At 33.7% G+C, this 18111-nt stretch carries 16 protein-coding genes and 1 tRNA gene; 8 read left to right on the top strand and 9 right to left on the bottom strand.

Annotated features, from left to right (window positions below; translation table 11 throughout):
* Nucleotides 1-1247, bottom strand: a 1247-nt coding sequence (locus tag H3S88_RS12795) for a type VI secretion system Vgr family protein (protein WP_198237274.1), incomplete at its 3' end; no start/stop codon positions are given.
* Between the two features lie 790 nt (nt 1248-2037).
* Here H3S88_RS12795 and H3S88_RS12790 point away from each other — a divergent pair.
* Together H3S88_RS12790 and grxB are read left to right on the top strand one after the other, a co-directional pair.
* The gene (locus tag H3S88_RS12790) at nt 2038-2658 is read left to right on the top strand and encodes a Pr6Pr family membrane protein (protein ID WP_198229114.1); all 621 of its coding nucleotides are present in this window, start codon (nt 2038-2040) and stop codon (nt 2656-2658) included.
* Nucleotides 2659-2660: 2 nt separating this feature from the next.
* Nucleotides 2661-3311: a glutaredoxin 2 gene (grxB, locus tag H3S88_RS12785; RefSeq protein ID WP_198229115.1), complete on the top strand. Its 651-nt coding sequence runs from the start codon at nt 2661-2663 to the stop codon at nt 3309-3311.
* Between the two features lie 159 nt (nt 3312-3470).
* Here the strand turns inward: grxB and H3S88_RS12780 are convergent, their stop codons facing one another.
* Nucleotides 3471-4505, bottom strand: a complete 1035-nt coding sequence (locus H3S88_RS12780) for a tagatose 1,6-diphosphate aldolase (protein WP_198229127.1) — start codon at nt 4503-4505, stop codon at nt 3471-3473.
* Nucleotides 4506-4748: 243 nt separating this feature from the next.
* Between H3S88_RS12780 and H3S88_RS12775 the strand changes: the two genes are divergently transcribed.
* The 3 genes from H3S88_RS12775 to H3S88_RS12765 all read left to right on the top strand — a co-directional run bounded on the left by H3S88_RS12775 (nt 4749) and on the right by H3S88_RS12765 (nt 9249).
* A complete protein-coding gene (locus tag H3S88_RS12775) occupies nt 4749-6068 on the top strand; it encodes an MFS transporter (RefSeq protein WP_198229116.1) in 1320 nt (439 codons plus the stop codon).
* A gap of 502 nt (nt 6069-6570) precedes the next feature.
* The gene (gene adhP, locus H3S88_RS12770) at nt 6571-7605 is read left to right on the top strand and encodes an alcohol dehydrogenase AdhP (RefSeq protein ID WP_198229117.1); all 1035 of its coding nucleotides are present in this window, start codon (nt 6571-6573) and stop codon (nt 7603-7605) included.
* Between the two features lie 195 nt (nt 7606-7800).
* On the top strand, nt 7801-9249 hold the full coding sequence (locus tag H3S88_RS12765) for an APC family permease (protein WP_198229118.1): 1449 nt from the start codon (nt 7801-7803) through the stop codon (nt 9247-9249).
* Nucleotides 9250-9471: 222 nt separating this feature from the next.
* Here H3S88_RS12765 and rimL read toward each other — a convergent pair whose 3' ends face one another.
* The 4 genes from rimL to H3S88_RS12745 all read right to left on the bottom strand — a co-directional run bounded on the left by rimL (nt 9472) and on the right by H3S88_RS12745 (nt 12336).
* Nucleotides 9472-10023, bottom strand: a complete 552-nt coding sequence (gene rimL, locus H3S88_RS12760) for a 50S ribosomal protein L7/L12-serine acetyltransferase (protein ID WP_198229119.1) — start codon at nt 10021-10023, stop codon at nt 9472-9474.
* Nucleotides 10024-10206: 183 nt separating this feature from the next.
* Nucleotides 10207-11568 (bottom strand): PTS ascorbate transporter subunit IIC, encoded by a 1362-nt coding sequence (locus tag H3S88_RS12755; protein ID WP_198229120.1) that lies wholly within the window; start codon nt 11566-11568, stop codon nt 10207-10209.
* A 20-nt stretch (nt 11569-11588) separates the two neighbouring features.
* Entirely contained in the window at nt 11589-11861 is a 273-nt protein-coding gene (locus tag H3S88_RS12750; protein ID WP_025314594.1) for a PTS sugar transporter subunit IIB, read from the bottom strand.
* Nucleotides 11862-11892: 31 nt separating this feature from the next.
* Nucleotides 11893-12336, bottom strand: coding sequence for a PTS sugar transporter subunit IIA (locus H3S88_RS12745; protein ID WP_198229121.1), 444 nt, complete (start codon nt 12334-12336; stop codon nt 11893-11895).
* A gap of 329 nt (nt 12337-12665) precedes the next feature.
* Between H3S88_RS12745 and H3S88_RS12740 the strand changes: the two genes are divergently transcribed.
* Nucleotides 12666-13697: a LacI family DNA-binding transcriptional regulator gene (locus tag H3S88_RS12740; protein WP_198229122.1), complete on the top strand. Its 1032-nt coding sequence runs from the start codon at nt 12666-12668 to the stop codon at nt 13695-13697.
* Nucleotides 13698-13822: 125 nt separating this feature from the next.
* On the opposite strand, the gene H3S88_RS12735 is transcribed toward H3S88_RS12740, so the two are convergent.
* Both H3S88_RS12735 and tgt read right to left on the bottom strand, forming a co-directional pair.
* Nucleotides 13823-13899: transfer RNA gene (locus H3S88_RS12735), tRNA-Pro, on the bottom strand.
* A 60-nt stretch (nt 13900-13959) separates the two neighbouring features.
* On the bottom strand, nt 13960-15108 hold the full coding sequence (gene tgt / locus H3S88_RS12730) for a tRNA guanosine(34) transglycosylase Tgt (protein ID WP_198229123.1): 1149 nt from the start codon (nt 15106-15108) through the stop codon (nt 13960-13962).
* Between the two features lie 134 nt (nt 15109-15242).
* Here tgt and H3S88_RS12725 point away from each other — a divergent pair, with 134 nt between their 5' ends.
* Nucleotides 15243-15926 (top strand): M48 family metalloprotease, encoded by a 684-nt coding sequence (locus tag H3S88_RS12725; RefSeq protein WP_198229124.1) that lies wholly within the window; start codon nt 15243-15245, stop codon nt 15924-15926.
* Between the two features lie 89 nt (nt 15927-16015).
* On the opposite strand, the gene queA is transcribed toward H3S88_RS12725, so the two are convergent.
* Nucleotides 16016-17059, bottom strand: coding sequence for a tRNA preQ1(34) S-adenosylmethionine ribosyltransferase-isomerase QueA (gene queA / locus H3S88_RS12720; RefSeq protein ID WP_198229125.1), 1044 nt, complete (start codon nt 17057-17059; stop codon nt 16016-16018).
* A 186-nt stretch (nt 17060-17245) separates the two neighbouring features.
* Here queA and H3S88_RS12715 point away from each other — a divergent pair, with 186 nt between their 5' ends.
* On the top strand, nt 17246-18001 hold the full coding sequence (locus H3S88_RS12715) for a M48 family metalloprotease (protein WP_198229126.1): 756 nt from the start codon (nt 17246-17248) through the stop codon (nt 17999-18001).
* Nucleotides 18002-18111: the final 110 nt, after the last annotated feature.

Here is an 18111-nt window from a genome sequence, read left to right as displayed (position 1 = left end):
TTATCGCTATTATTGTCGTTGTCATTACTATTGCCGTTACTGCTTTGACTGTCATCGGTATCGATATCACCACTGTTTTCATCATCATCGTCATCATTATTATTGTTGGTGTCACTATCAATTCCATTATTGCTGTCACCATTGCTACTTAACCCTTTATAGTGCTCATCATAACGATAATCGGTACCGTAAGTGGTGTTATCTTTCTGTTGGCTGTTAACCTCACCCAGTAAATTCGCCTGCGCATCTCGGTAGTTATAATCCTGTACTTGTACCGATGATTCCACCATCTGACTGTGCAAGGTTATATCCCAGACACTTTCAACACCGTTATCCAGTGTGCCGCTCGGTTGTTTATACACAATATCAGCCACCTGCTGATAACCTTGCTCATAATCACTGATGACCATTACATCACAATTATGTTCACCATGGGTTTCAAACCGGAAATAGACCCCCACATCAGCAAGCAGTCTTTGAATAAACTCAAGGTCACTCTCCTGCCACTGGGTGATAAATTCACGTTCAGGGTACTGCTCTTTAAGTGCTAAACGATAATCAATCCCGGTATAACCATGACCACGCAAGACCTCTTCAACCACACTGATAACGCTTTGATTCTGAAAAATAGCACAGTTATGACTTAATGCCAGTTTGGCTAATTGCGAGGATAATACAACTTGATAACGGGCTTCGTCATTACTCACCGATAACTGACTGAATTGAGTAACCACACCATAAAGAGTGCGTGAGCCACCCTGAGATAATAATGAATTTAACGGATTAAGCGGATTAAACTGGGTTAAAGAGTTAAGTGAATCAAGTGGATTGGATTGTTTAAGTTTATCTAACTGTTTTAATGGCTCAGAGTGTTTTAATGCATCTAATGGATTAGCCGAAGTTAAGGAATTAAGTGCATCAAGTCCTTTCGTTGCAATATCACTTAAATTGTTAGAATTTGCCGGGTTAAAACTCAAACGGGCATTTTGATTAAGAAATGACTCAACAGAAAGTTGTTTATCCGAGCTGGTAAAGGTAATGGTGTAATGCCAAGGCTGATTAAGTTGCTCATTACCTTCAACCTGTAAAACTGAAACCTCAGTAGGCAAACCATCAATATTTAACGTATAGCGATTGTGACCGACTCCATTAACCAAACCTTGCTTTAAGCCTCGACTTAAACCATTGCCCAATTGATTTACCAAATTGGTTAGTCCTTTATCCATGTTATCCTCGATATATTTCATGTGTACTGCAAATACAACTTTGTTTTATTGAACTATTTATTATTTTTATCTGACCAGTTAATAATTATTATAAAAATTGCCAATAGGCAGTAAGGTGTTAAAATCAGTCAGATATTAAAAATAATCTAAAATACACTGTTTTGTATATTTTGCAATCTTTTTTTACATTTCTTTAAATTTTAATTAGATGGATAACTTAATGATATTATTAATAAATAAATAAAATAAAATATCGTTAAAAGTTTGTCACCTGAACATGATCAAACAAGGACTAAAAGAATTTGGTTTTTGCAGATTTTTTATTGGATAATTTTTCACTGAATTTTATTAAGATTTATATATAAAAATCCTTTTTACTCAGACATAGCCATTACCTGAAACTTTTTGACAAAAATAAAGGACTGTACAATGATGAAAAATTTTTTTAATTATTGTTAGAACAAAAAATAGGATTTTAGTTTGAATAAATAACTGGGTTGAGTTTATATAAAAATACAATTATATTAGTAAGTTATAGTTTATTTTGTAAAAAATATTCAGGAGTCTATACCATTTCATAATAAAAACATTCTAAATTTAAATTCTAAGCGCGATTTATAACAGTGAGCAGTGAGTAGAATTTAGATTAAGCTTTTATATCTAAAAAACGACTTTTATTAAAATACTCTCATAGGATAAAAGTTTTGACATTATTTTTATTAAAAATAACAAATTAATCTATTTTTATAATTTCTTTTTTTTAGATTTACTGATATATACTGCAATACGGTTTTATTTTTTTATATTTGTTATGTTAAAACGAAATATTAATCTTTTTATTGCATTATATGTGCTGTTGGTTGTTGGTCTTGAAACTTATACTTATTGGCATATGCAGCTTCGAAGCTGGCAGCCAGCAACATCAATAGGGCGTATGGTGTTTTATTATAGTTTTTTTACTGTATTATCTAACCTTATGTTGGCAATAAGTTGTTTATGGTTAGCTTTTAGTCCGAATTGTAATCGTTTTATTTTTCGTATTATTCGATTAAATGGGTTGGTAGGTGTAATTATAACGGCTATTGTGTATAACTCGCTTTTACGTGGCATTCATGTTCCACCAAATATATTTATGCGATTCGCTAATGAAAGTTTACATGTTGTTATTCCTCTACTAGGCATATTGAGTTGGCTGATTTGGGGACCCTTTCGACGCATTAGCTTTCGCGTCATTATAGGATCATTAACTACCATGTTAATTTATGCCGTTTATATTTTTGTACTAGGCTTTTTTACTCATTATTATCCGTATCCTTTTATCAATGTGACAAAAATCGGTTATCCACATGCATTGTTTAATGCGAGCATTGTCATGCTGGCATTTATAGGGTTTGCCTATTTATTATGGGCTATTGATTGCTTAAGGAGGTAGAAATGAAATTATATATTTATGAACACTGTCCTTTTTGTGTAAGGGCTAGAATGATTTTTGGTTTAAAAGATATCCCTGTTGAGCTACATGTATTTTTGAGTGATGATTTTAAGTCTCCCGAAAGTATGATTGGTCAAAAGATGGCACCAATTTTACAAAAAGAGGATGGCAGTTATATGCCTGAAAGTCTGGATATTGTTGATTATGTCGATAATCATTATGGAGGAAAGCCTATCTTAATCGGCCCAAAATCGCCAAATATTGAAAAATTAATTAAACAACTACAGCAATATGATTATAAATTAGAGTGTCCACGTTATATCAAACTTGGCTTAGCAGAATTTGCAACTCAAAGTGCGATCAATTACTTTGTCACGAGTAAAACTAAAAAAATCGGCTCATTTGATGAATGCTTAGCACAAACTGATTCATTGGTATCTGAAATATCCAAGTTATTAAACGAGCTTGAACCATTGATTATCTCGCCACAAGCGTGTAATGGGCAATTATCTTTAGATGATATCTGTCTGTTTCCTGTTTTACGTAATTTGACTTGTGTAAAAGGATTACGTTTTCCGCCTAAAGTTAAGGATTATATCGAGTCAATGTCTAAACTAACCAAAGTGAACTTATTTTTTGATAAAGCAATTTAAAATTATTCAGGAGGTTTTAATTTATCTTTTTTGGGTAGTTAATCTTGGTGATAAAATTTTTAGAACTTTAAAAGAGAGTACAGGTAAATAGGATAAAACCCTGTACTCTATCTTTGCTTACTTATAATTTATAACTATTGGGATTGGATTTGAAATTAATTAATCGCTTAATTTAATATCGATCACTTCTATGTTTTGTTTGCCACCATAAATATCGTACCAAGGTGTCGCATACTGTTTTAAAATTTTATTGAGGTGCTCAACATTTTCACGTCCAGTTTTGTCTAACCAGCGTTTTAAGCCCTCTTTACCTTCTTTGGCATACGCTGCAACACCTTCAAACCATGTTGCACGTCCACCTAAAATACCACTGTATTTAGCGCCATTTTCACCCGCAAAAATTAATTCTTGATGGAAAGTTTTGGTTGGTACCCCAGCACTCAAATAGATAAATGGACGAGTTGCTACGTCACTGGCCTGTTTAAAGTAATCAGCTGCTTGTTTTTGGGTGTAAACAACAACATTATTATCATTAAATCCTTCAACATTTTTGAAAAGTACTGGAACTTCAACTTTTAGTACATCAATATAATATTGATTTTTAGTGAACTCTTTAATGGTGTTAATGACTTTTTGAGGCTTTATTTTGGCAAATTCAGGGCTTTTATCATCTGTTACTACATTATCATAGACAATCGGCTCAACAAATAACGGGATATCCGCTGCTCTTGCTTCTGTACCGATACGTTCTAAAAATGCATGTTTTTTTTCTAAAATATCTTGAGGATCATCTGGATTATAATAAACCAAGACTTTTGCAGCATCGGCTCCTTTTTTTAATAACCGTTGTAGAGAGTCTTCTGGCAATACATCAGGTAGTCGACCTGGAGTATTGGCATCATATCCTGTTTTTTCATAAGATATAATTAATCCAGCATCTTTATTTTTTTTAGTCATACCTTTAAAGCCATACTCTTCGTCTAACAAGATTGCACTAACATATTTTGTTAATTCTTGTGAGACAAGCTCTTTAAATTCATACACCATATCTACATGATAGCGATCTTTACCGACTGCCGACTCCATCATTTTTACCATTGAACCGCGTTGGTCAATTGCTAATGCCGCAATAACGCCATCCTGGTTCGATAATTGTTGCATGCGTGTGAATTTACCTCGAGTAATATGTTTTATAGCCATTTTATAACTCTCCATTTAAAAATATCATTTGATTGTAGTTTTAATTTTTAACATATATTAATCATTTAGTGCTGTTTATTTGATCAAATCGCTTATATTTAAAAAAGTTTTTATTTCATGCCAATAATAAAATGTAGGTTGTCATATTTGTTGATATTGTCTTTAAAAAAAATGTTGTTCAGGTATATTAGTAGATTAACGCACACTCTGTGTAAAAAATAATTTACAAGGAAAACTATGTCATACACGACACCAATTACGCAAACGCGTACTTTAAATAAACAAGACTACAAAACATTAGCTCTGTCTGCTTTAGGCGGGGCTTTAGAGTTTTATGATTTTATTATATTTGTATTCTTTTCAATTACTATCAGTCATCTATTTTTTCCAGATGATATGCCTGCATGGTTAAGTCAGGTACAAACATTCGGTATTTTCGCTGCAGGTTATTTAATTCGTCCTTTTGGCGGAATTATTATGGCGCACTTTGGTGATTTATTTGGTCGCAAACGAATGTTTACACTTAGTATTCTGCTTATGGCATTACCGACATTATTTATCGGTTGTTTACCTACTTATACCGATATTGGAATTTTTGCACCTTTATTATTATTACTTATGCGATTATGTCAGGGATTGGCAGTAGGGGGCGAAGTACCCGGTGCTTGGACGTTTGTTGCTGAGCATGTGCCAAAAGATAAAATTGGATTAGCATGTGGAATTTTAACCAGTGGCTTAAGTTTAGGTATTTTACTCGGTTCTTTGGTTTCAACTGTTATGAATAAAAGCGTCTCATCCGAACAATTAATCGATTGGGGATGGCGTATTCCTTTTATTATTGGTGGTATTTTTGGTTTGATCGCAATGTATTTGCGCCGTTGGTTAAAAGAAACTCCCATTTTTCTTGAAATTCAAAAACGTAAACAACAAGAATTATCGAATAAAATTCCTGTTGTTACCGTGATAACTCAATATTTACCACAGACAGTATTATCAATGTTACTGACTTGGGTTTTATCTGCCGGTATTATGGTTATTATGTTAATGACGCCTATTTTATTACAAAAATCATTTGATTATTCACCAATTGATGCACTACAAGGCAATATATTAGCAATAATAGGTCTGATTATAAGTTGTACTTTTTATGGCATGATGATGGATAAGTTTACGATGGGTAAGGTCATATTGATTGGTTGCATTCTTGCAGCGCTTGCTATCGCTATTTTTTATTTATCCTTAGATAATCATCAACTTTTATTTATCACTTATTCCCTAGCAGGGTTCTGCGTGGGTATTGTTGGATCTTTTGCCTACTTTATGGTGAAAGTCTTTCCTACCCAAATTCGTTATAGTGGAGTGTCGTTTTCATTTAATATGGCGTATGCCATTGCAGGAGGATTAACGCCATTACTCATATCATTTTTGAGTGACTTTGTGAGCAAAATGGCACCAGCTATGTATGTGGTTGGGTTATTCGCACTCGGTGCATTAATTGGACTATTTTTATTAATGAATAATAATAGTCAAAAATACATTGCAAAAGATATTGGTTAACCATAATTTTTTAAATGTTAAATAAGGAACGAGTATTCAGGCTCGTTCCTTTAAAATATAAAAACATTTTCCTGTCTGTGATTTTCTATTTATTTCATGGCTTAATCTTTCAAAAAGCCTTATACCATCATTAATTGATCTAAAAATTTTATGAGATAAATATAAAAATTAATCAAGCACTTTTGATTATCTATCGCTAACTTACTTTAAGTTATCAAGTCATTAGGTTAATTCATAATTAAGTTTATTGGTATGATTTATCATTCAAGAGATAACAGCAAAATAAAAAAACAGAGCAAACAATTAATAAAGTTAATTAAGGATGTTTTTTAGCAATTCTAGATTTTTGTCAAAAACTTTGAGGTTAGATATACGTTTCAATCAGGATTATTAAATAATCAAACTTTTTAATAATTTTGTGAAATACCTCATTTTTTTTCAACATAGTTAGGATAGAATAAACTAAGTTATATTTTATTTTAAAATTATTTAGGAGAAAAAAATGAAGGCAGCAGTTGTTAGACAAGAGTGCGATGGTCAAGTTGAAATTAAAGATATTCCTCTCCGTCCATTGGAAGCAGGCGAAGCTTTAGTTGAAGTTGAATATTGTGGTCTTTGTCATACAGATCTTCATGTCGCGGCAGGTGACTTTGGTAAAAAACCTGGTCGTGTTATTGGACATGAGGGAGTAGGGATCGTTACTAAAATAGCTCCAGATGTGAAAAGTTTAAAAATTGGTGATCGTGTTAGTATTGCTTGGTTCCATGCTGGTTGTGGTTCATGTGAATATTGTATTTCAGGTCAGGAAACCTTTTGCCGTAATGTTTTAAATTCTGGATATAGTGTCGATGGTGGTATGGCAGAACAGTGTATTGTCAAAGCAGATTACGCAGTTAAAGTACCAGAAGGATTAGATCCAGCTCAAGCAACTAGCGTAACTTGTGCTGGAGTAACAACTTACAAAGGCATAAAAGTTGCAGACACAAAACCAGGTCAATGGCTTGCGGTATTTGGTATTGGCGGTTTAGGCACTTTGGCAGTTGAATATGGCAAAAAAGTGTTTAACAATAAAGTAGTGGCGATTAGTAATAGTGACAGCCAATTAGAACTATGTAAAGAACTGGGTGCCGACTTGGTTGTTAACCCTAAAAAAGTGGCAGACGTAGGTGCTTATATTAAAGAACATACAGGTGGTGGTGTGCATGGTGCGGTGGTAACATCAGTAACTAAAACTGCTTTTAATCAAGCAATTGAGTCTGTTCGTCCTTTAGGTAGAGTTGTCGCTTTAGGTTTACCTTCTGAAACGATGGATTTAAGTATTCCTAAAACAGTATTAGATGGTATTCAAGTTTTAGGTTCATTGGTTGGTACGCGTCAAGATTTAGCCGAAGCATTCCAATTTAGTGCTGAAGGTAAAGTTGTACCAATTGTTGAAAAACGTCCATTAGAAGATATCAATGATATGATTAACGAAATGAGAGAAGGTAAAATTCGTGGTCGTATGGTTGTTGATATGAAAATGAAAAAACAGAAATAATTGTTTTCTATATTAAGTTAAAAACCAATAAAAGCTGGCTTAATGCTGGCTTTTTTCATGATCAAATATTAATTTATCCGTTTTACTTTCGCTACCTTTACTATCAATAATATTAATCTTTCTTGTATTTTATTAATAAATCCCTATCATAAATCAATTTTGCTCGCTAATTTAATATGTTTTAAGAGGACCTATATGGAAGATCACAATTTAGAAAATAATTTACGGAAAGATCTTGGTTTAGTTTCTGCATTGTCGCTGGTTGTTGGTATGGTTTTAGGGGCTGGCGCATTTATGAAACCACCTGCCGTATTAGAAGTTGCCGGTGATTATAACTATGCGCTGTTAGCGTGGATTATTGGTGGTGTTTTTTCTATTTGTGGTGGATTAACGCTTTGTGAATTAGGTGTTATGTTTCCACGAACGGGCGGTATGTTGGTTTATCTGGAAAAAATTTACGGCTCAAAAGTTTCTCATCTTTATGGTTGGATGATTACCGTGCTTTTTGCTCCATCATTAGTTGGGGCATTGGTAGGATATTTTAGTTCGGTATTTTGCCTGTTATTTGGTATTGATGATTCTTATAAAATGGCAGTAAGTGCTGGCGTTTTAGGATTTATTGCTGTTATTAACGCTATTGGCGTTAAGCAAGCAGGTTATTTGCAAACGATAGCTACTGCTTGTAAGCTTATTCCTATTTTATTGTTAGCCGTATTTGGACTATGGAAAGGTAATGGTCAAGTAGCATTATTTAGTGCTAGTGGTCAAGGGATTGAAACTTATGCTCCATTTGCTGTAGCTATTTTGGCTACTTTATTTGCTTATGATGGTTGGGCTCAAGTTGCCTCTGTTGCTGGTGAAATTCATAATCCGGCAAAAGTGCTACCTAAAGCAATTATTTTGGGTATCATATTTTTAGTTGTTGTTTATGCCTGTATCAATATTGCATTGTTTAAAATTTTTCCTGTCCAAGAGATGGTATCACTTGGTCATGATGCTTCGGCCGTTGCCTCACAACGTATGTTTGGCAATTTGGGTGGTAATTTAGTTGCGGTTGGCATTATGATCTCAATTTTAGGTGGGATTAATGGTTATATTATGACGTTATCTCGTACAATTTTCAGTATGGCAGAACGAGGAACCATCATTGGAGCGCGTTATTTAAGTACAATCGATGATGATAGTCGCTCACCAGTTAATGCTATATGTGTATTAGTGATATTTTCTTTTTTATATTCAATTTTACTGGATGCTGATCGTTTATCTGAAATCTCAATGTTTTCAATTTGGGTATTTTATTTATTAACATTTATTGGTGTAATCATCGCTCGTAAAAAATATGCCGATATCCCAAGATCTTATAAAGTTATTGGTTATCCAATCATTCCAATTATCGCAATTCTAGGGGCTATGTATGTTATTTATGGTATGCTTGTTTATCAAACTTTTAATGGTATTGCGTCAATCATTCTAACTTTAATCGGTTTACCTTTATATTATTATTACCACAGAAAGAATAAGAATAAAGAGCTTTCACTTGGTGAAATGAAAAAATATAAAGTGAAAATGCAATATACCATTGCAGTTTCTACAATGATCATCGTTGCTCTGTTAGCTCTTTATGGTAACGTGTTTAGTAAATAATCAGAGAATATATTTAACTTATTTTGAAATGAATCATTTCAACGTTATAAAAGTAAAAACCGACATTATGAAGTGACCCCATACAGTTGGACACTTTTATTAAGCTGCTTGTAAGGCCTGATTTCGATATTCAACCGGAGTCAGGCCTTTTAATTTAATCAGTAATAAAATATTTAATATAAAGTTAGTGAGGAATTATTTTGTTATAATTTGGTGACAATTTTAAAGGTACATTGAAATTAGACCATAAATATTTTGATCATGATAAATTCCATTTAAATATTCAGCCTGTTTAAGTGTTCCTTCATAACTAAAACCGCATCGCTTAGCAACCGCATTACTTTTAGGATTATCCACTGAGCATTTAATAACAAATCGTTTAATTATTTTTTGTGATGCATAGTAGTGAGTAAGTGCTTGAATTGCTTGTGTCATAATACCTTTACCTTCTGCTTGGCTATCGAGCCAATAACCAATATAGGCTGTCTTATTGTTTTTATCTATTCGATTAAAAGACAATAAGCCGACAGGATTATTATCCAGTAAAATTACATAAGTTTTGGTAATATCTTTTTGGTGCTCAACTGAACAATTATCTAAAAAATTTGATGTGTCTGCTTCATTATTGACAAACTTAGGCCAAGCCATAAATTGACTAAAATTATCACGATTAACATCAATAATATTGTATAACTTAGATGAATATTGTCGATCCGATGGCACTAAATGAATATGTTCATTGACAAAGATACTTTGTTGATTGATATTTGTCATTAATTATTCCTTTAAGAGAGTACAACCAATTCTGTGTTAATATAACTTTAAGAATAACATAAACTTTACTTAATTAAAGAATTATATTTTTAGTTTTATTTTTAGCATTAATTATAAAAAATTACCAGATCATTTGATCTGGTAATTTAATTGTTACCTAAAATTAATTAAAAAATTTTAAGCTTAATCATTTGCGGTTTTCTTATTTTTTAACATGTAGTTGTGGATAACCAGAAGAGCAAAAATAGCAACAATAATAATCATTATTATATCTTTGTTAAACCATTTAGCCATATTACCTAAAATAATACCAATACCACAGAAATCGACATCAGAGAAAGTCGTATTAGCAAAACCAAGCGAACCTAAAACAGGTAATAAAAGTACAGGTAAAAATGTGACTAATAAACCATTAGCAAATGCGCCAAGCATTGCACCTCGACGTCCGCCCATAGCATTACCGAAAACACCAGCAGTTGCACCACAGAAGAAATGAGGAACTACGCCAGGTAAAATTAGTACAGCATTTAATTGACCTAATACAAATAGACCAACTAATCCACCAAGGAAACTAAATAAAAAACCAATTAATACAGCGTTTGGTGCATATGGGAAAACAACTGGACAATCTAAGGCTGGTTTGGCATTCGGCACGAGTTTTTCTGAAAAACCTGTAAATGCTGGAACAATTTCAGCAAGAATTAACCGTACGCCTTGTAGAATAATAAATACCCCAGCAGCAAAGGTAATTGCTTCGATAATTGCATAAACTAGGTAATTATCCCCCTTACTTAAATTTGTTTGGACATAATCAGGTCCAGCAAAAACGGCAAGGGTCAAATAGATTATCATCATTGTTAATGAAATTGAAATTGAGCTATCACGCAAGAAACTTAGATTTTTAGGTAAATTCATCTCTTCTGTTGAGCGAGAGTTTTTACCAGCGACTTGACCAAGCGCTCCTGCCAATACATAACCTAAGGTGCCAAAGTGACCAAATGCTACATCATTATTTCCTGTGATTTTACGCATATATGGTTGAGCCATTGCAGGGAAAAACGCCATAATTAGCCCAAGTACTAGGGCTCCAGTAAAGACTAATTGCCAACCTTCAAAACCCGCAACCGTTAGAATAATGCTGATCATACACGCCATATAAAAGGTATGATGTCCAGTTAAAAAGATAAATTTTAAACATGTAAAACGCGCAACCACAATATTAGCAATCATTCCAAAAGCCATGATTAATGCTGTTGCTGCACCATATTCATTTAATGCCATGGATACGATAGCTTCATTATTAGGGATGATGCCTTGTAGTTTAAAAGCCTCTTCAAACATCATACCTAATGGTGTAATCGCACTAATAAGTACGCTTGCACCACCGCCTAAAACTAAAAATCCTAAAATAGTTTTAACGGTTCCTTTTACTGTATCAGCAAAGGATTTGCGTTGGGCTATTAACCCAACCATAGCAATCATACCAACTAATACGGCCGGTACTTTTAAAATATCAACGATAAATTTAACGACTTCTTGAATCATCGCAACACCTCATTATCTAACTATTGCTTAGCGAAATGTTCAACGAGTTTGGACTCCAAATCATTGATATCAATTATATTATTTAGAACTACTAGTTTATCGCTAGGAATGCCAGAGCTGTCTGCTAAATCTTTAGTCATAACAAATAAATCAGCTTGTTCAGGGGTTGCTGAGGCAAGATCTGCATGCGTTACTTCTGCATCAATATTTAATTTTTTTAGAACTTTTTTGATATTCATTTCAACCATAAAACTGCTACCAAGACCTGAACCACAAACTGCCATAATTTTCATTTTATTTATCCTTTTCTTAGTTTTATTAAATTTAATAACGATTGATCACAGCTAATATTTGATCACTATTTTGTGCATTAAAAATTGTCTGCATATCGTTTGATTCACCAAACAGCTCAGCTAATTGAGTTAACATTTCAATATGGCTTGTATTATCACTGGCTGCTAATAAAGTAATTAAATATACGGGGTCATTTTCTGATGAATTAAATTTCACTCCTTGTTTGACCAGTAACATAGATAAGCCCAGTTGATTGACACCTTGCTCTGGTCTAGCATGCGGCATAGCGATACCCGGTGCCAATACGTAGTAAGGTCCAATTGATTCATGTAATTGAAAAATTGCTTGGACATAATTTGGCGAAATGGCATTATTTTCTAATAATGGTTTTGCACAAATTTGTATCGCTTCTTTCCAATCTTCAACAGAATCAACAATATTGACTGTTTGGCTGGTTAACCATTTACCTAACATTTTTCCTCCATTAAACCTGATATCATCAATTGTTAGTTTAAAAAATAACATACTAAATAAGAATAGAAATAAAAAAATATTAGAAATGTGATAGCGCTATCAAAGTTGATGAAAATTTTTCTCATTTTGTGATGAAAGTAACATTTTTGATATAACGATTATAAAATAGTTATTTAGACGTAATAGTATTATAGAAATGAGAGTGATTTCGAAGTGATTGTATCACACTTTTCTATTATTAATTGTCTATTATCGATTTTTTCTGCTTTGCTACCACTAATATAAGATTTATTTAAAAAAGTTAAGATTAAATTTAATCGGAATGAAAGATGCAAGAAATAAAGAAGCGTAAAACTACAGGACAGATTACTTTATTCGATGTTGCAAAATATGCGGGTGTCGGAACGATGACCGTATCTAGAGCTTTACGAACTCCAGATCGAGTTTCAGATAAACTTCGCCAAAAAATTCAAATTGCTGTCGATGCTTTAGGATATAAACCTAATGTTGCTGCAAGTTTGCTAGCCTCTGCATCGGCAAATCGAGTCATTGCTGTTATCACACCTAAAATATATGATCATTCCGCTCAATTATGGTTAAATTCACTTCAAACACACTTGGCAAAAGAGGGGTATACTACCTTACTTATTGAATCTTATCATTACTATAAATTTGAATCGCAAATGTTAGATGCTTTATATAGTCATAACCTTGAAGCTATATTACTATTTCAAGTTGAAGATGAAAGTTTTATTAAGCAAATTGTGCAAAATAAAATTGTTCCTATTTTGAATATTGGTAAAGATTATGGTGGATTAACTAATATAAATGTTGGAATAGATGATAGTTTGGCTATGTATATGCTCACTGAACATGTTATTAAAAAAGGTTATCAACACATTGGGTTACTTTGTGCTAACCAAGAATATCAAATTTTTCAACAACGCTTACACGGATGGTATAAAGCTATGTTAGCTTATCATCTCCCTACACATCGAGTTATTAATGCTGCTAAACCAGCCAATTTTAGTACAGGAAGTGAGTTGTTACCCGATATGTTATTAAATTGGCCAGAACTAGACGCATTAATTTGTACGACAGATGAATTAGCTTGTGGGGTACTGTATGAATGTCAACGTCGACATATTCGAGTACCTTATCAATTAGCAGTAAGTGGTTTTGGTGATAATGAGTTTAGCCAAGTGAGCTTTCCCGCATTAACAACGGTCGCTTTACCGTATAAAGAAATCGGTGAATATACAGCCACTCTGCTATTAGATAATTTAAAGAATAAAAAAGTAACAAATGAAATGGATTTGTCAGCGTTTGTACCAGTCATTCGAATGCGGGCGAGTGTTTAATTAGCTTTATTAAGAAAGATAATTAGAATTATTAAGATCGGCTCGAACTTCTGGTCGGTTATCATCCTCTCAAAAAGCAGATAATAAAAAAGCTTACTCAATGAGTAAGCTTTTTTATCTAAAATTGGTCGGCGAGAGAGGATTCGAACCTCCGACCCACTGGTCCCAAACCAGTTGCGCTACCAAGCTGCGCTACTCGCCGTTAGGAAGCGCATAATACTGCGCTAACTAAAAAGTGTCAATACTTACCTAAAAAAATATACTAGTTATTTTCAGATTTTGTGAATGGGGCAGGTTTTTTACCAATACGTTGATAAAATTCGATAACAAATTCTTCATAACGTTTATTTGCCACAGCTTCACGAATCTCTGCCATTAGGCGTTGGTAATAACGCAAATTATGAATGGTGTTTAATCGTGCGCCTAAAATCTCCCCACATTTATCTAAATGATGCAGATAAGATTTTGTGTAATTTTTACATGTGTAACAATCACAATGAGGATCCAGCGGTGTTGTATCATTTTTATATTTGGCATTACGAATTTTGATTACACCATCAGTTACAAATAGGTGACCATTGCGTGCGTTACGAGTTGGCATTACACAGTCAAACATATCGATGCCACGACGTACGCCTTCCACTAAATCTTCTGGTTTACCAACCCCCATCAAATAACGTGGTTTATCAGCAGGTAATTGTGGGCATGTGCCTTCCAATATACGATGCATATCCTCTTTTGGTTCGCCAACGGCAAGGCCTCCAACAGCATAACCATCAAACCCAATTTCTGTTAATCCTTTAATTGATATGTCACGTAATTCTTGATGTATACCACCTTGAACAATACCAAATAGGGCATTTTTATTGCCTAACTCATCAAAGCGTTTTCTGCTGCGTTTGGCCCAACGTAGTGACATCTCCATTGATTTTTTGACATAATCCCAGTCGGCAGGAAATGGCGCACATTCGTCAAATATCATGACGATGTCAGAACCAAGATCATATTGGATTTCCATAGAAATTTCAGGTGATAAAAAGATTTTATCTCCATTGATTGGATTTCTAAAATAGACGCCTTCTTCTTTAATTTTTCGAATATCACCTAAACTAAATACCTGAAAACCACCTGAATCCGTTAAGATTGGGCCATGCCATTGCATGAAATCATGCAGATCACCATGTTTACGCATGATTTCTTGACCAGGTCTTAGCCATAAATGGAAAGTATTGCCTAATAAGATTTGAGCTCCCGTTGCGGCTACTTCTTCCGGCGTCATACCTTTTACCGTTCCATAAGTTCCGACAGGCATAAATGCAGGGGTTTCTACCGTATATTCGACTCCACGACGATCGAATTTCATACGTCCACGACGAGCTAAACCGTCGGTATTATCTAATTCAAATTTCATTTATTTACCTCTTGCGACCAAATAAACAGTTTGGCGCGAATTATTGATATAATGCGTTGTGTACTATTACATTGCGGCGGATAGTTTATCGTGCTTGACTTGAATTAACAACTTTTGAAAGGATTTTAAGAATTGTGAACTATGTTATATTGATATTTTCATTATTATTGATATTTTTGTCGACCGCATGTCAAAATCATACAAACATTCGTACAGCTAAACGGATACCGTCTGAAGCAGTAAAATTTTTATCCGAACAAGACATACTAGCTATTAGTCAGCAAGCGTGTAATGAAATGGATTATAGGGCGACAATTCCAGCCAATAATCATGCTTTAAGTAAACGCTTAAATAAAATCGCTAAAACATTGCCTAACAATATTAATAATAGCGAAATAAATTATAAGGTTTATTTGAATACTGAACCCAATGCTTGGTCAACTGCAAATGGATGTATTCGAGTGAACAGTGGATTGATTAAATTATTAACAGATAATGAATTGCAAGCCGTATTGGCGCATGAACAAGGACATATTGCACTTAAACATGCTATAAAATCATTTCGACAGGCTCCTTATATTGAAATTACCGATAAAGCCAATGAAATTATTATCATGGTAAAACAAGAAATTGCGCAACAGTATGAAGTTGAAGCAGATGAATATGCTTTGAATCTTTTATTAAAAGAAAAAATTGATCCCATAGGTTTGGTAAATATGTTATCTAAAATGCCCATTCATGCATCAGAATATCCGACATCTCATCCGTCAAATTTGCATCGCAAGAATAATATTTTAGATAAATTAAAGAATAAATAGGTAATTAAAATGGTTAAATGGAAAAGTTACCAACCAAATTTGCCATATCAGCTTGATTAGGCAACTTTCCATTAAATGTTGATAAAATTTTAGAGTGATTCATTCGATTGTTTAGTGATAAACATTGCATCACCATAACTAAAAAATCGATATTGTTGCTTAACCGCTTCTTGATAAGCATTCATCGTATTTTCATATCCTGCAAATGCTGATACAAGCATAATTAATGTTGATTCGGGTAGATGAAAATTTGTGATCAGTGAATCAATAACATTAAAGTGGTAGCCTGGGTAAATAAATATCTGTGTATCAGCAAAAAAAGGAGCAATTTCCCCAGTTTTTTGTGCAGCGCTTTCAAGAGCCCTAACCGAGGTAGTTCCCACAGCGATGACTTTATTACCTCTGGCTTTGCAGGCTAATACCGCTTTAACAACTTCCTCTGGAACCTCCGCATACTCTGCGTGCATAACATGAGTTTCGATATTCTCAACTCTTACTGGTTGAAATGTCCCTGCGCCAACATGTAAAGTGACAAAAGCCATTTCAACGCCTTTTTGTTTCAATTTTTCTAATAAGCTTTCATCAAAATGAAGTCCAGCTGTAGGGGCTGCAACCGCTCCAGGTACTTTATTGTATACGGTTTGATAAACTTCACGATCTTGGTCATCATCAGGTCTGTCAATATAAGGTGGTAAAGGTATATGACCGATTTTATTTAAAATAGTAAGTACATCGTCCGGAAATTGTAATTCAAAGAGGCTATCATGACGAGCTACCATAGTTACAGTAACCGATGAGTCTTCTCCTAATATTAAGTCAGTCCCTTCTTTAGGCGATTTTGATGCTTTTACATGTGCAAGTGCACGATTCCCATCTAATAATCGTTCGATAAGTATTTCAATTTTACCGCCAGATAATTTTTTACCATAAACGCGAGCAGGTATAACTCTAGTGTTATTAAAAATAAGCAAATCGCCTGGATTAATACTGTCGACAATGTCAGTAAAAATGCCATGGTTAATGTTACCTGTTTTTCCATCAAGTGATAAAAGCCGGCATGCACTTCTAGTTTCTGATGGATATTTGGCAATGAGTTCTTTAGGAAGTGTAAAATCGAAATCAGATAGTTGCATAAGTTTGTACCTTAAAAAATGGGTGATTAGTCTAAATCTCATATACTGAGTAATCAAGTAATTATTTTTCAAGTTATAAAACAAGTAATTATTTATTGATTATTATTAAAGTTAGTTTAAAATTTCTGCGTCTAACTTAACTTAGTTTAGATGGATATAAATAATTATTTAAATAAGGAAAATATTATGAAAAAACATCAAAAAACATTATTAGTTGCATTACCTTTAGTCGCAGCTATGTCCCTAACTGGCTGTAATATGAATCCAGATGATTTAGCTAACCTAGGAATGAAAGGTCTTCAAGCTGCAACATTAAGTGACAATGATGTTAAACAATTAAGTAAAGATGCTTGTGCACAAATGGATGCTCAGTCAAAAGTTGCTTCAGCAAAAAACGCTTACTCTAAAAGGTTAAACAAAATCGTCAAAGCTTTAGGTAACAACGTTGATGGTACACCAATTAATTATAGAGTATATATCACTAAAGATGTTAATGCTTGGGCAATGGCGAACGGTTGCGTGCGTGTCTATAGTGGTTTAATGGATTTGATGACAGATAATGAAATTCAAGGTGTTTTAGGTCATGAATTAGGTCATGTTGCTTTAGGTCATAGTAAAAAAGCGATGCAAATTGCTTATGCAACTGAAATTGCTCAAGATGCAGCCGCTGCGTCTGGTAATGCTGCAATTGCTTCAATATCTAAATCTAAATTAGGTGCTTTAGCATCAGCAGTAATTAATTCTCAATTCTCACAAAAACAAGAACAAGAAGCTGATAATTATTCATTTGATTTCTTAGTTAAGAAAAAAATTAATCCAGAAGGACTTGCTACTGCATTTGATAAATTAGGTGGTGGAGACTCTTCAATATTGAGTAGTCATCCATCTTCTAAATCAAGAGCAGCAAATATTCGCAAAAAACTTGCACAAATAAAAAAATAAAAACGACCTAATATTAAAAAGCGCCATTTGAAGTGACCCCCAATAGTTGGACAACCACTAACTGGGGGTCTTTTTATGTCAAAATATAGTCGAGATTTAAAAATTATCAT

Source organism: Gilliamella sp. B14448G11, from assembly GCF_016101765.1.
GTDB classification, from domain to species: Bacteria; Pseudomonadota; Gammaproteobacteria; order Enterobacterales; family Orbaceae; genus Gilliamella; species Gilliamella apicola_N.
Note: the sequence above shows the minus strand (reverse complement) of the source record. Positions and strands in the feature narration are given on the sequence as shown.

What these genes read in the sequence shown, in the direction of transcription:
- adhP (WP_198229117.1), top strand. Translation starts at nt 6,571, where the DNA reads ATGAAGGCAGCAGTTGTTAGACAAGAGTGCGATGGTCAAGTTGAAATT.
- rimL (WP_198229119.1), bottom strand. Translation starts at nt 10,023, where the DNA reads ATGACAAATATCAATCAACAAAGTATCTTTGTCAATGAACATATTCAT.
- H3S88_RS12750 (WP_025314594.1), bottom strand. Translation starts at nt 11,861, where the DNA reads ATGAAAATTATGGCAGTTTGTGGTTCAGGTCTTGGTAGCAGTTTTATG.
- H3S88_RS12745 (WP_198229121.1), bottom strand. Translation starts at nt 12,336, where the DNA reads ATGTTAGGTAAATGGTTAACCAGCCAAACAGTCAATATTGTTGATTCT.
- H3S88_RS12715 (WP_198229126.1), top strand. Translation starts at nt 17,246, where the DNA reads ATGAAAAAACATCAAAAAACATTATTAGTTGCATTACCTTTAGTCGCA.
- tgt (WP_198229123.1), bottom strand. Translation starts at nt 15,108, where the DNA reads ATGAAATTTGAATTAGATAATACCGACGGTTTAGCTCGTCGTGGACGT.
- H3S88_RS12740 (WP_198229122.1), top strand. Translation starts at nt 12,666, where the DNA reads ATGCAAGAAATAAAGAAGCGTAAAACTACAGGACAGATTACTTTATTC.
- H3S88_RS12755 (WP_198229120.1), bottom strand. Translation starts at nt 11,568, where the DNA reads ATGATTCAAGAAGTCGTTAAATTTATCGTTGATATTTTAAAAGTACCG.
- queA (WP_198229125.1), bottom strand. Translation starts at nt 17,059, where the DNA reads ATGCAACTATCTGATTTCGATTTTACACTTCCTAAAGAACTCATTGCC.
- H3S88_RS12790 (WP_198229114.1), top strand. Translation starts at nt 2,038, where the DNA reads ATGTTAAAACGAAATATTAATCTTTTTATTGCATTATATGTGCTGTTG.
- grxB (WP_198229115.1), top strand. Translation starts at nt 2,661, where the DNA reads ATGAAATTATATATTTATGAACACTGTCCTTTTTGTGTAAGGGCTAGA.
- H3S88_RS12765 (WP_198229118.1), top strand. Translation starts at nt 7,801, where the DNA reads ATGGAAGATCACAATTTAGAAAATAATTTACGGAAAGATCTTGGTTTA.
- H3S88_RS12775 (WP_198229116.1), top strand. Translation starts at nt 4,749, where the DNA reads ATGTCATACACGACACCAATTACGCAAACGCGTACTTTAAATAAACAA.